The organism is Vibrio sp. 1580 (assembly GCF_033340055.1).
In genome coordinates this window covers 575513-589268 of record NZ_JAWOVT010000001.1, presented here as the reverse complement: position 1 = coordinate 589268, position 13756 = coordinate 575513, and the positions used below count along the sequence as shown (strand labels likewise).

The window sequence follows — 13756 nt, the reverse complement described above, 5'->3', positions numbered from 1 at the left end:
TGGAGCCTATTTTGACTAAGCACAACTTGAGCGGGCACACGCAGCCTAAATCGGCGGAAGTTCGCTTTGAGCAAGCCAGTGTTCACTATTACTCCAAACCAAGTTGGTTAGGGGGCAAACCGTTTAAAGCGCTCGAACAATTGGATCTTGCTATCGACACAAAGAACATTGCGATTGTTGGTCCGTCTGGTGCGGGTAAATCGACCTTGATTGAACTTCTGTTTGGTCTTCGTAAACCGACATCTGGTGAAGTGTATGTGTGTGGTTATCCGTTATCGCGTAGCTCGGCTAAGCAGCGACAAGAGTTGTGTCAGCACATTCAACTGATTCCGCAAGAGCCGCAGTCTAGCTTGAATCCGTATTACACCGTTCGCCAGATCTTACTGGAGCCGTTAAGCAACATTGGTTTGACGCAAGAGCTTAACGAGAAGGTGGAAAAGGTTTTGGCGGATGTCGGTTTGGATCTCACATTGCTGGATCGTAACCCGCAGCAGTTATCAGTTGGGCAAGCTCAACGTGTGGCTATCGCCAGAGCTTTGATTGTTGAGCCTTGCGTGTTGGTTGCCGATGAGCCAACCAGCAGCCTAGACCCCGTCAGTCGTAAACAGATTCTCGACTTGTTGGCAGGCATTCAAAAGAGTCGTCAGATGCGCCTGATTTTGGTGACACATGACCTCGATGCGGCACAAACCCTATGCGATGAAATCCTAGTGTTAGACAAAGGACGCGTTGTCGAGCACGGCACAGCACAGAACGTGACAAATAACCCATCACACTTGATCACGAGAGCCTTGATGAGCGCTCAACACAAAAGTAATGAATTCACAAAAACCATTGGAGAGGTTTCTTATGCACCTTAGTACTCCCAAGTTAGCTTTGTCGCTGGCTTTAAGCGCACTGCTGACGGGTTGTTTTGACTCTGGCGAAAGTAAGCCAGAAGCGGAAAAAGCAGCTGCACCGCAAGCAACGGAAATTCGCGTTGCCATGATGCAACCACCACGCACAGGTTTGTCACCACTTTCAGATGACGCGTTCAAACTGTCACGATGGAGCACGGCAGAAACGCTAGTGAACCTAAACGATCAGTCGGTAGCAGAGCCTATGCTGGCAACAGAGTGGGAACAAGTTGACCCGATGACGTGGCAATTTAAGGTACGTAAAGGCGTGAAATTCCACGATGGTTCTGACCTTGATGCCAACGCGGTCGTGAACTCTCTGCAAAAAGCATTAGATGCCGCACCTAAACCACGCATCTTGGACGGTATCGAATGGCAAGTTCGCGCATTGGACGACTTCACTGTTGAAATCAAAACGACCTTTAACGATCCACTGTTGCCAAGCCGTCTTTCTAGCCCACAGCTAGCGATCCTTTCTGGTGCTGCATATCAAGAAAACGGTCGTGTTGTGCCAATCAAAGCAGGTACGGGCCCATTCGTTCTGACAGAAATCAACGGGACAACCAGCGCAAAACTGAAGCGTTTTGACGGTTACTGGGGTGAAAAAGCAAAAGTAGACAGTATCTTTGCTGAATACGTACCAAACGGTTTTGCTCGTGCTGCAGCACTGCGTACTGGTGAGGCGGATGTAGTGGAAGCCGTTCCTGTTTCGCAAATCGCGATGATGGAATCTTCACAGCTGCACGAAGTCGCAATGCCGCGTACCAACACGCTTTACCTAAACAATAAATCAGATGTGTTTAGCCAGTTCGGCTTGCGTAAAGCAGCAGCTCAAGCGGTTAACCGTGAGCAAATCATCAAAACGGTTTACGAGAACCACGCCGATTCAGCGAAAGGTCTGTTAGGTCCAGCATTGGCATGGGCTCAACCAATTCGTGATGCGAACCCTCGTATGGAAACCATGGAAATGCGCCACGCGAACGGTGAGAAGATCACCATCGGTACATTTACCGACCGTGCTGAGTTGCCAGAAGTAGCGGTGCTGCTAAAGCAACAACTTGAAGCGGCTGGCTTTGTGGTTGAGCTAGATGTTCGTGAATACGCACAAATCGAAAACGATGCACTAGCAGGTAAGTTCGATGCGTTCTTGTTGTCACGTGCAACGGTGCTGGATTCTGGTGACCCAGTGGCGTACATGCAAAGTGACTTTAGCTGTAAAGGTTCTTACAACCTAGGTCAGTTCTGCTCTGAAGAAGTGGACGCAGCATTGAAACACGCTGATCGTCAGCCTTTGGGTGAGAAACGCCAACAAGCGATCATCGAAGCAGAAAGCAAAATCCTTGAGCAATACGCTGTGATTCCACTGCTTCACGAGCGTGTAATCCAAGGTGAGAGTGACCGCGTGAAGAATGCACAACGTGACCCACGTGAGCGTCGCCTGATCGACCAGTTTACTGAGGTGAACTAACTCGATGTCGTCTGTTGCCAACATGCGCTCTCGTTGGAGCGCTTGTATGCCTGAGTGGTTTACACGTTTTTTGTCGCGCTTCCTGTCACTCGGGGTAGTGGTTGTGCTGGTGGGTTTGATGCCGGATATTGCCGGTATCGATCCAAGCCAATCAATCCTCCGTGCCCGTGCGGGGGCTCAACAATTGCTGACGGCAGAAGCTCTGCAAGCAATTCGAGAAGATCTTCAACTTGACCGCAGCGCTGCTGAGCGACTGTGGGATTGGTTGACGCTTGCCATGCAAGGTGACTTAGGTGTCTCTTGGGTGAGTGGCGCACCCGTGATGGAGAGCGTTCAACAAACCGCAAAAACGTCACTATTACTGATGCTTACAGCGTTAGGTATGGCATTTGTAATGTGCATGGCGAGCGTGCTTTACACCGTGCGTCGTTGGCAACAGAATCGTTTAGACAAACATCATGACACGCTTAGTTCGGTGTTGGTCTCACTGCCGGAATACGTGATTGCTTCACTGCTGATCATGGTGTTTTCCATTTGGTTGAGTTGGTTCCCGCCTTATGGCTGGCAAGGCGTGCAAAACCTCTGGCTACCCAGTTTGGCAATGGCATTGCCTGCTGCTGGTTTGTTCGGGCGCTTGCTCAATGACAGCCTCAAGCGTGTATTAGATGAACCTTGGGTGATCACTTGGTTATCGGCGAACGTCAGTAAGTTTCAAATCTTACGCTTTGCCTTGTGGCGTGCCGTTAGTAACTTGATTCCTCAAATCGCAATGACGGTGATTGGTTTAACCGGCGGCGCGGTTGCTGTGGAACAAGTGTTTTCCATTCCGGGTATCGGACGACTAATCTTAGGCGCTGCGAAGTCACAAGATCTGCCTATGCTGCAAGGTGGCTTGTTGGTGTTGCTGGTGTTCTCGATGTTGATCAGCAGTGCGAGCATCTTATTGCAACGTTGGTTACTCGGGCACAGTGTCACAAGTGGCAAGCTGATCAGCAGTCACAGTACGTTCCGTTTTACCAAAAGCACCACCAAACGTATCGTCAGTGCGACAATCTTTGCCTTGCTGATTGGTTGTGCGGGATGGGCGTTAATGCGCGATCCTTACACCATCCAATTTACCCGCCTTGAATCGCCAAGCTTAGCAGCACCGTTTGGTGCCGATGCGGTCGGGCGAGATCTGCTTGCTCGTGTTGGCGGCGGTATGATGTCGACAATCAAAATGGGCATCATCGCAACGTTCCTCAGTTTGGTGATTGGTTTGCTGCTCGGCTTCGTGACTCGTTATAGCCAAGGCTTAATTGAGATCACCAAAGGTGTGCCATACATTGTGGCGGGTCTGCTGATTGCGGGTCTAACGGGGATGAACCCAAACAGTGCCTTGATTGCGATTGTTATGGTGTCATGGGCACCATTAGCGGCGCACTGTGCGAGCTTGTTGATGGAAGCCAAAGCGCAGCCTTACACGCATCTTGCGCCCATTTGGGGAACCAGTCAGTGGCGAGTACTTCGTTACTACTTGTTGCCTTATGTGCTGCCGCCATTGATTCGTCACGCGTTTCTGCGTTTGCCATACATTACGCTCAGCCTGACGTCTCTGAGTTTTATCGGACTTGGCGTTAAGCCGCCAGAACCTGAGTGGGGCTTATTGATTGCTGAAAACTTGCCTTACATAGAGCGCTCACCATTGGGTGTCTTGCTACCAATCTCAGGCTTAGTTTTGATGGCAATTGCGGTGAATTTGATTTTTGATGACAAGTGACGAGCAGCGATAAAGTGAAGTGAGCTTCCATATCCCAGATGTAATCAGTAATTTGGTAATTTAGAAAACAAAAGGATGTGTTTTCTGCCAGAAAGTACACAGCACGGTCTATGTATATTGGAAGCACCTATAAATTAACGAGTATAAAAGTTACGCGAACTCAGATGTTTAGGTAGTGTTACTCTTTATACACACGTAATCCTTTATCCGTTAATTCTTGAGTGACCACTTCGGATAGGTTTCGATCGGTAATAATTCCGTCCAATTGCTCGATGTCTAATGCATGAAAGCTCGCTATCTGACCGTATTTAGTTGAGTCTGAGATCAGATAATTGGTTTGTGCCGCCTTGATGATTGCTTTTTTAACGAGAACTTTATTTTCATTAGGTGTTGATAAGCCTTTCAAGCTCCAAGATGAAGTCGAAATAAAGGCGATATCAATATTTAGCCCATTCAAGAACTCTGCGACTTTTCCTCCAATGGTGGATTGGTTCTCGCGGTCAATTTTTCCCCCTGTGTGGTAAAGCTCACATTCACTGTGCGTCATAAGGAAAGCAGCAATAGAGAAGTCATTGGTGATCACTAAAAGATCATTACGATTTGCTATTTGATGGGCGATTTCTAGAGAGGTTGTTCCCGCATCCAAGTAAATCGTAGCGTCTTGACCAATTAACGTAGCCGCCAGCTTACCAATTTGAATCTTTTCATCCGCTTGTTGCTCGACCTTCGCATCATGGGAAAGTTCGGAATGTAGAGCTTGAGCGAGTTGCACTCCACCAGAAACAGAAACGACTTTACCTGAGGATTCAAGCTTCACGATATCACGACGAATGGTCATATGTGATACGCCAAGGTGGTCGGTTAAATCTGAAATGCTTAACACTTCTTGATGTGATAACAGGGATAATATGGTTCTTTGACGTTCTGCTGGGATCATAGTTTCACTTCTATATTCTTGTTTTTCAGTATCCTACCAATCTTTTCATTTGTTGTGAATATCTGTGAATTATGTTCTCAACGTTGTAAGAACAGCCTTCGCTTGTGTTAACTGCTCGGAATATCTCTGCCCATAAAGAGGTATATATCACGACATTGTTAATTTGTGTGAAAAAATGTGATTCAAAGCGAGGTCTTAGTATTAATCTTCACATATAATCACATCAACCAAACAAGAATTAACAAAGTTTAATAGACCAGAAGGCATTGTTTTTATGAGTGAAGTTCAATCTGTAGGTGTTATCGGTTTAGGCTCTATGGGAATGGGCGCCGCAAAGTCATGTGTGCGTGCAGGCCTAGATGTCTATGGTTTCGATTTAAATTCTCAAGCGCTTGAAGAGTTAGGTTCATTCGGTGCAAAAGCTGTTTCTACAAATGCAGTTGAGTTTGCAGATAAGCTTGATTCGGTTCTAGTTCTTGTTGTGAACGCAGCTCAAGTTAACACGGTCTTGTTCAAAACCGGTCTTGCTACAGCGCTTAAGCCGAATACGCCAGTAATGGTTTCAGCAACCATCTCAGCAGAAGACGCAAAACAAATTGAAGCGAAATTGGCAGAACACAATCTTGTGATGCTTGATGCACCGGTATCTGGTGGTGCTGCAAAAGCAGAATTAGGTGAGATGACTATTATGGCGTCGGGAGCGCAAAGCACATTTGATGCACTTGAACCAGTACTCAACGCAACGGCAGCTAAAGTCTACAACATCGGTGAAGCGATTGGCCTAGGCGCAACTGTGAAGATTATCCACCAATTGCTAGCAGGTGTTCATATCGCAGCTGGTGCTGAAGCAATGGCATTAGCGGCACGTGCAAACATTCCTCTTGACCTGATGTACGACGTGGTGACGAATGCAGCGGGTAACTCTTGGATGTTTGAGAACCGCATGAAGCATGTAGTTGATGGTGACTACTCCCCTAAATCTATGGTCGACATCTTTGTGAAAGATTTAAACCTCGTATCGGACACAGCAAAAGATCTCAAATTTCCACTTCCTCTATCAAGCACAGCACTAAACATGTTTTTGAGTGCAAGCAATGCTGGTTTTGGGCAGGAGGACGACAGTGCCGTTATCAAGATTTTTGATGGTATTGAGCTTCCAGGTGTAGAAAACAAACAGAAATAAGCGCACGTAAAACGGAGAAAAAATGATGTTATTAGGCGTTATCGCAGACGACTTTACTGGCGCAACAGACATCGCAGGTTTTCTTGTAGAAAACGGCATGCGCACAGTTCAGCTTAACGGTATTCCAAAAGAAGAGATTGATGTAAACGCAGATGCGGTCGTGATCAGTCTTAAATCTCGCTCTTGTCCTGTAGATGAGGCAATCGAGGATTCAGTAGCAGCGCTTAAGTGGCTGCAAGCAAATGGCTGTCAGCAGTTTTACTTCAAGTACTGCTCAACGTTTGACAGCACAGCAGAAGGTAACATTGGTCCTGTAACGGATGCACTGCTTGCAGAGCTAGGTGAAGCGTTCACCATTGTATGCCCATCATTACCAGTGAATGGTCGCACAGTTTTCAACGGCCATCTATTTGTATTCCAAGACTTGCTAAGCGACTCAGGTATGCGTAATCACCCTGTGACACCAATGACTGATTCAAGCCTAGTTCGTATGATGGATGCTCAATCTCAAGGCAAATCTGGCCTGGTGAACTTCCAAATAATTGAACAAGGTCCAAAAGCGGTAATTGAGCGCTTTGAAGAGCTAAAAGTACAAGGCAACCGCTACGCAGTGGTTGATGCATTCAATGCAGAGCATCTCGTCACACTTGGCCAAGCAGCGAAGTCTCTAAAACTGGTAACTGGTGGTTCTGGTTTGGCTGCGGGTATTGCTAAGAACTGGATAGAGAACCTTGAAGATCAAAGTGATGCGAAGCAAGAGGGGAACCCTAAAAAGGCACCAACCGTTGTGTTATCTGGATCTTGTTCTGTCATGACCAACCAACAGGTCGCTGTTTACAAAGAAAAAGCGCCACACTTTGCTATTGATGTGAAGGCGTGTCTGACGGAAGAAGACTACTCAAATCAAGTGTTTGATTGGGTCATGACCAACATCGAAAGCGAGTTCGCACCACTGGTTTACGCAACCGCAGATGCAGCGGCGTTAAAAGCGATTCAACAAGAGTTTGGCGCGCATGCTTCAAGTCACGCGGTTGAACAGTTCTTTAGCCAACTTGCAGTTAAACTTCAGCAGCACGGTGTGAAAAATTTCATCGTTGCGGGTGGGGAAACCTCAGGGGTTGTAACCCAAAGCCTAGCCGTAAAAGGTTTTCATATCGGTCCTCAAATCGCACCTGGTGTACCTTGGGTGAAGTCACTTGAAGGCGAGCTTTCTTTGGCTCTGAAATCGGGCAACTTCGGCGATGAACACTTCTTTGCCAAAGCACAGTCGTTTTTTGAATAGGTGAGGTTGTGATGAATAAAGAATTGATGACAGAACAACAACTGCGAGAGCAAATGGTCACTATGGCTCGCTCTATGTTTGAACGTGGCTATGCGACTGGCGGCGCTGGCAACCTTTCTCTAAAGCTGCCTAATGGACACTTTCTGGCAACGCCAACTGGTTCCTCGTTCGGCCGCTTGATTGCTGAAGAGCTTTCGGTTGTGGATATTGATGGCAACCATATCTCTGGTGAAAAGCCATCAAAAGAAGTCGCTTTTCATCTGGCGATTTATCGAAATAACTCAAAGTGTAATGCGATTGTGCATCTGCATTCTACTTACTTGACGGCGCTTTCTTGTCTTGAAGGTCTAGATCGCGAGAATGCCATCAAAGCTTTCACACCTTACTTTGTAATGCGCATTGGCGAACTGCCAGTGATTCCGTACCTGCGCCCGGGCGACCCTCAGATTGCTGAAGAACTTGCGCAGCGGGCTAGTGACTACAGAGCTTTCCTCCTGGCGAACCATGGTCCAGTGATCACGGGTACGGACTTTGAAGATGCAGTGGATAACGCAGAAGAGCTAGAAGAGACAGCGAAGCTAGCGTTCATTCTTAAAGACAGCAACATCCGCTACTTAACGGATACTGAGATTCAAGACCTAAAAGGGAGAGGTAAGTAATGGCTAAATTCGCGGCAAATCTGACAATGTTATTCACAGAAGTTCCTTTTCTAGATCGTTTCGAAAAAGCACACCAAGCGGGCTTCAAAGCGGTGGAATACCTTTTCCCATACGCATTCGAAGCGCAAGAACTAGCAAGCAAGATACAGCAGTTTGGTTTTGAGCAAGCGTTATTCAACATGCCTCCAGGTGATTGGGATGCAGGTGAACGAGGTTTTGCAGCTATTCCGGGGCGTGAGGATGAATTTAAAACGAGCGTCGAGACTGCGCTGATGTACGCCAAGGCACTGAACTGTAAAAAGGTTCACGCTATGTCTGGCATTGTTGATTCACGCTTCACTCGTGATCAGCATATTGAAACCTTTATCTCAAACATTCGTTATGCAGCGGATAAGTTTGCCGAACATGGTGTTGAGCTGATGATTGAGCCACTCAACAATCGTGATGTACCGAACTACTTTGTTGCACATCAACGTGAAGCGGTGGAACTCATCAAACAAGTGGCTCGTCCAAACGTGAAATTGCAGCTCGATCTCTATCACGCACAAATTATGGACGGTGATCTGAGTACGTTGATTCGCGATGTGGCGCCATACACAGGCCATATTCAAATTGCTTCTGTGCCTGAAAGGCACGAACCATCGGAAGGCGAACTGAATTACCCACACCTATTCAATGTTTTGGATGACTCTGGTTACCAAGGCTGGATCGGTTGTGAATACAACCCAAGGCATAGCACGCAGCTGGGCCTTAGTTGGGTTAAACCATACCTATAACAATTTTAATTTCTATCCATAAATAACTTGAAACTAATTACAAAAACAAAGGGTCGTGACTATGAATATTATCATAACTGGAGGGGCGGGTTTTCTCGGAACCCTACTTGCCAAATCACTACTAAAAGAAAACAAAGCTGAAAGTATTACTATTGTCGACATTCAAAAGTCGCGCTTAGAGGGCATTGATGACCGAGTCGTTTCTTTAGTCATGGATATGACAAAACGAGAAAATATAGACCAAGTTATTACTGCCGAAACGACACACATTTTTCATTTAGCGGCAATTGTATCGAGCCATGCTGAGCAAGATTTTGATTTAGGTGTAGCTGTAAACCTGACGACCACACAGTTATTGCTTGAGCGTTGCCGTAAAGTAAACCCTAATATTCGTTTTACGTTTGCTTCATCTTTAGCTGTCTTTGGTGGTGATCTTCCGGAAACGATTACACCAATAACAGCACTTCATCCTCAGTCATCCTACGGGACGCAAAAAGCCATAGGTGAGTTATTGGTGAACGACTATGCCCGTAAAGGCTTTGTTAAAGCTGTATCCGTACGTTTACCGACTATTTGTATTCGCCCTGGGAAACCAAACCTTGCCGCTAGCTCTTTCGTAAGCGGAATTATTCGTGAGCCTTTGAATGCTCAAGAATCAAATTGTCCTGTAGACCCTACGCTAAAACTTTGGATATCGAGCCCGTCTAGAGTGGTTGACAATATTCAGTATGCAGGGCTAATGCCTTATGAGCAGTTAAATAATCTGTCCTATAGAACGCTTAATTTACCTGGTATTCAAACTACACCAGCTGAGATGATTCAAACAATGGACACTCTAATGGGTAAACAACTTTCTAATTATATTACTTATGAGCATGATGCGGGTATTGATCGTATTGTGAGTAGTTGGCCACAAAAAATTGATTGTACTAAAGAACTGGAGCTTGGATTTAAAGCAGACAGTAATTTCAAGGATGTATTACAACAATTTATTTCTGTTAACAATATGGAGATTGTCTAATGTTACCAACCTCAGTAATTGGACTAATAGTAGCCGTATCAGTCCTTGTTTTTCTTGTATTACGTACAAAAGTACATGTGTTAATTGCGATGTTAATTGCGGCATGTATCGCAGGTATTATTGGTGGGTTAAGTGTTGACGACACGATTGCGACCGTTAGCAAAGGATTTGGTGGAACATTAGGCGGTATAGGGATTGTCATCGGTCTCGGCGTTATGATGGGGGCTATTTTAGAGGCTTCTGGAGCAGGAGAAAGTATTGCCTATAATTTTATAAAGTGGTTAGGAAAAAAGAAAGAAGAGGCCGCTCTTGCTGTAACTGGCTATATTGTTAGCATCCCAATCTTTGTGGATAGCGCGCTTATCATTCTTTATCCAATTGCGAAGTCTTTGTCAAAAACGTCCAATCGCTCGATTTTAACGCTTACGGTTGCTCTGGCGGGCGGCTTGGTCGTAGCGCATCATGCTATTCCGCCGACTCCAGGGCCTTTGGGCGTTGCTGGTATCTTTGGTGTCGATCTTGCCAGCATGTTAGGTTTTGGTTTGATGATCGCAGCGCCTTGTGTCATAGGTATTGTTTGGTATGCAAGATGGTTAGAAAAGCAGTTTCCTGAATTCATTCCAACCGAACATTTCTCGAAGTCTAGTGAGCAATTGATTAATGATCACAAAGAGTACATTGCAAGTAAAGAAGCGAAAGACCTACCATCTTTAAGTAAATCTATCGCTCCAATTATTATCCCTATTTTACTTATACTTGCGAAATCAGTGATGGGTTTATTAGAGGGGACTTTCGGTTTCGAAGGGCTGACTGCAACAACATTTGGTCAATTTATCGCTTTTATCGGCAGCCCTACTATTGCACTATCAATAGCGACGTTATTAGCGGTTTACACATTGGGTAATAACCTTACCAAAGAAGAAGCGAATGAAAAGATGGAACAAGGAATCTCCACTTGTGGCATCATTTTGTTAGTAACAGGAGCTGGTGGCGCGTTAGGTGCCGTATTGCGTGAAACGGGTGCGGGCGCAGAGATTGCTAACCAAGTTGCAGGGCTTCCTATTTCTGCGGTTATGATTCCATTTATTATTGCGACGTTAGTTCGTATTATTCAGGGCTCTGGTACAGTCTCCATGATAACCGCTGCTTCTATATCTGCCCCAGTTTTAGTAAATATTCCTGACGTTAACCTTTTATTCGCAGCGACGGCAGCTACGATGGGATCTCTATTTGCTGGCTACTTTAATGACTCGCTATTCCATATTGTTAATCGACTAATGGGGGTGACTGAGGTTAAGAAACAACTCATTATTTGGACTATTCCAACAACAATTGCTTGGGCTATTGGTGGTTCATTAGTCATGATTCTTAACTTATTCTTCGGATCTCATGGTTCAATCTTTGATCCCGTGTTACCACTTGCTGTACTTTTGGGATGTGTCGCATTTACAAAATCTTACAGCGCTAAGCACGTCGAATTACAAGAGGTATAAAGGTTTACTTGTACTCTTCCATAAAGTAAAAGCCTATCACAACATGTATTTTTATCAGATGGTTTAGAGATTGTTAATAATATGAACGGCCCTATGTTTGGGCCGTTTTAGTTCTTATAAATAAACTATTTAACTCGAACCGATATAGGTTCCACTTTCAACTTAATCAATATGAAATGGAATTGTTATTTCCCGCTTAGTAAGCGATTACCTATAAAGGATCTATTCGAGTTTAACCCTAGTGACTTTACTCTAGCGAAGTAGGGTTACTTTATATAAGAGTCCAGTACTTTTAATACGACTTCCATATCTTTTTCACGTTGAGTTTTGTCTTCCTCAAGTACAACGTGCTCAAGTAAGTGACCTTTAATTACTTCTCGCATCAAACCATTTACTGCTCCCCGAATAGCGGCAATCTGCTGCAACACATCTTGGCATTCATGCTCTTCTTCCAGCATTTTTTTAAGTCCATTCACCTGACCCTGTATTTTACTGACTCGAGTGTTGAGCTTCTTTTGATCTCTGGTTGTATGCGACATGTCTTATCTTCTTTAAGTTACGGGCCGAGTTATTCTAACTGATAATGTAGCACTCAATTTATACTGGGGGGTAGTATTTAATACTAGGGGGGAGTATAGTTTGCGATAAATTAGAATCAACAACAGAGAACAACAATGGATTTTGTCGCGTTACTACAACAAGGTAATGGGTGGTTCTTTATTCCCAGTGCCATTTTGCTTGGCGCCTTGCATGGTTTAGAACCTGGGCACTCTAAAACGATGATGGCGGCGTTCATTGTCGCGGTGAAAGGAACGGTCAAACAAGCCGTGATGCTAGGTTTAGCTGCCACACTTTCTCACACTGCAATTGTATGGTTAATCGCTGTTGGCGGGATGTATATTAGCCAGAAATTCACCGCTGAAGCGGCTGAACCATGGATGCAACTTATCTCTGGGGTCATTATCGTGACAACCGGCGTATGGATGTTTTGGCGGACATGGAGCGATGAGCGAGCTTGGAACAAAGCTCAGGATCATGCTCGCGACTGGACGACGCAAGTTGTGGATACAGGACATGGGCATGTTTCGCTTTCGATTACAGAGGAAGGGGAGCATCACCGTTTCCAGTTGCGAACACTCAGCGGTAAACCTTTAACTGCTGAAGGTATCAAGGTTTCGGTATCGAGTGATGGTTATCAACCTGCTGATATTTATCACTTTATAGAGCGTGATGGATACTTGGAATCGGCGTCTTGCATTGAAGTCTCTAATGGACTTTCTGTCACTTTGATCATCGGGCACCATGATCATACCCATGACTTTGATGTACATTTCCGTCCTGGGTCTCATTTAGAAAGCGAAGATAAGGAATATCAAGATGCTCACGAGCGCGCTCACGCTTTAGACATTCAAAAGCGCTTTGAGAATCGAGACGTGACGAATGGGCAAATTCTGCTGTTTGGATTAACGGGCGGTTTGATTCCATGCCCTGCTGCGGTAACGGTTTTGCTTATCTGTTTGCAGCTTAAGGCAATGACTCTTGGTGCGACTTTAGTTGTGTCATTCAGTATTGGCTTAGCCTTGACTCTGGTTGCTGTTGGCGTTGTGGCAGCAGTGGGCGTGCAAAAAGCGACATCTAAATGGAGCGGTTTGAATGATGTTGCACGTCGAGCTCCTTACTTATCGGGCGTCTTGATCAGTGCAGTTGGTTTGTACATGGGTATGCATGGATACATATCGCTGACAAGTTAAACTCTGTGGTAAAGATTTTTTTCCTTTCTTTTTTATGGGCAATGGCTTAATGCCTGGGTTTGCATATTTTGCTGCCGATTCTTGATTGAGAATCACTCGATCTGACATCGCTGCCATATCTACAAACCAAGTCATTCTCGCTTCACCAAGCATCTCGGATTACAACCGCTGCGATTGTGGCTCTAATATCTGAACCTGAGATACTAAATGATAAAACGGGAGCACTGACCACAGCGCTCCCGACGGCAAAACGCTAATTAGCACTCTTTTCTTTAATGTTCGATACCAATTTGGTCGCATAGTTAAATTTAACTATGCAAACGTTTCCTTTTGCGTACTCGTCCCTTCGCCAAACCTCGTAGAAATGTGACGTTTTGAAGACTTTTTTTCCTTCTGTCTAAAGTAATCGGGAACCAAGCAGATACATAGTTATAAAGTTATGTCTTGCTCTGCCAAACAGACCCAAAATGCAGTTTGGTTGGTTTTGGAGAAGAAAGGCTTAGCGCTCGATTAATGAGCATCAATTGAATT

Annotated in this window: 12 protein-coding genes; 10 read left to right on the top strand and 2 right to left on the bottom strand. The window is 45.2% G+C overall.

Features of this window, described 5'->3' with window-relative positions:
• The first annotated feature begins 11 nt into the window (after window positions 1-11).
• Genes R7093_RS02635 through R7093_RS02625 form a run of 3 tightly spaced genes read left to right on the top strand, consistent with a single transcriptional unit; the run spans window position 12 to window position 4123 of the window.
• Window positions 12-860, top strand: a complete 849-nt coding sequence (locus R7093_RS02635) for an ABC transporter ATP-binding protein (RefSeq protein ID WP_009698234.1) — start codon at window positions 12-14, stop codon at window positions 858-860.
• Entirely contained in the window at window positions 850-2364 is a 1515-nt protein-coding gene (locus R7093_RS02630; protein ID WP_047101724.1) for an ABC transporter substrate-binding protein, read from the top strand. Before R7093_RS02635 ends, R7093_RS02630 begins: the two co-directional genes overlap by 11 nt.
• A 4-nt stretch (window positions 2365-2368) precedes the next feature.
• On the top strand, window positions 2369-4123 hold the full coding sequence (locus R7093_RS02625; RefSeq protein ID WP_411913245.1) for an ABC transporter permease subunit: 1755 nt from the start codon (window positions 2369-2371) through the stop codon (window positions 4121-4123).
• A gap of 178 nt (window positions 4124-4301) precedes the next feature.
• On the opposite strand, the gene R7093_RS02620 is transcribed toward R7093_RS02625, so the two are convergent.
• Window positions 4302-5060, bottom strand: coding sequence for a DeoR/GlpR family DNA-binding transcription regulator (locus tag R7093_RS02620; protein WP_005375354.1), 759 nt, complete (start codon window positions 5058-5060; stop codon window positions 4302-4304).
• Window positions 5061-5334: 274 nt separating this feature from the next.
• Here R7093_RS02620 and ltnD point away from each other — a divergent pair, with 274 nt between their 5' ends.
• The 6 genes from ltnD (at window position 5335) to R7093_RS02590 (ending at window position 11474) form a co-directional block, all read left to right on the top strand.
• A complete protein-coding gene (ltnD, locus tag R7093_RS02615) occupies window positions 5335-6243 on the top strand; it encodes an L-threonate dehydrogenase (protein WP_005375356.1) in 909 nt (302 codons plus the stop codon).
• Between the two features lie 25 nt (window positions 6244-6268).
• The gene (otnK, locus tag R7093_RS02610) at window positions 6269-7525 is read left to right on the top strand and encodes a 3-oxo-tetronate kinase (protein ID WP_213903501.1); all 1257 of its coding nucleotides are present in this window, start codon (window positions 6269-6271) and stop codon (window positions 7523-7525) included.
• A gap of 11 nt (window positions 7526-7536) precedes the next feature.
• Entirely contained in the window at window positions 7537-8184 is a 648-nt protein-coding gene (locus R7093_RS02605; RefSeq protein ID WP_005385078.1) for an aldolase, read from the top strand.
• Complete coding sequence (otnI, locus tag R7093_RS02600; protein ID WP_005375365.1) at window positions 8184-8960, top strand: 2-oxo-tetronate isomerase; 777 nt, start codon at window positions 8184-8186, stop codon at window positions 8958-8960. Before R7093_RS02605 ends, otnI begins: the two co-directional genes overlap by 1 nt.
• Before the next feature lie 61 nt (window positions 8961-9021).
• Window positions 9022-9981 carry a D-erythronate dehydrogenase gene (gene denD, locus R7093_RS02595; protein WP_017635260.1) on the top strand — a complete coding sequence of 320 codons (960 nt, stop codon included), beginning with the start codon at window positions 9022-9024 and terminating at the stop codon, window positions 9979-9981.
• A complete protein-coding gene (locus R7093_RS02590) occupies window positions 9981-11474 on the top strand; it encodes a GntP family permease (RefSeq protein ID WP_047101717.1) in 1494 nt (497 codons plus the stop codon). The genes denD and R7093_RS02590 overlap by 1 nt, the downstream gene beginning before the upstream one ends.
• A 266-nt stretch (window positions 11475-11740) precedes the next feature.
• Here R7093_RS02590 and rcnR read toward each other — a convergent pair whose 3' ends face one another.
• On the bottom strand, window positions 11741-12013 hold the full coding sequence (rcnR, locus tag R7093_RS02585) for a Ni(II)/Co(II)-binding transcriptional repressor RcnR (protein WP_005375370.1): 273 nt from the start codon (window positions 12011-12013) through the stop codon (window positions 11741-11743).
• A gap of 135 nt (window positions 12014-12148) precedes the next feature.
• Here rcnR and R7093_RS02580 point away from each other — a divergent pair, with 135 nt between their 5' ends.
• Entirely contained in the window at window positions 12149-13225 is a 1077-nt protein-coding gene (locus tag R7093_RS02580; protein ID WP_085569321.1) for a nickel/cobalt efflux protein RcnA, read from the top strand.
• Window positions 13226-13756: the final 531 nt, after the last annotated feature.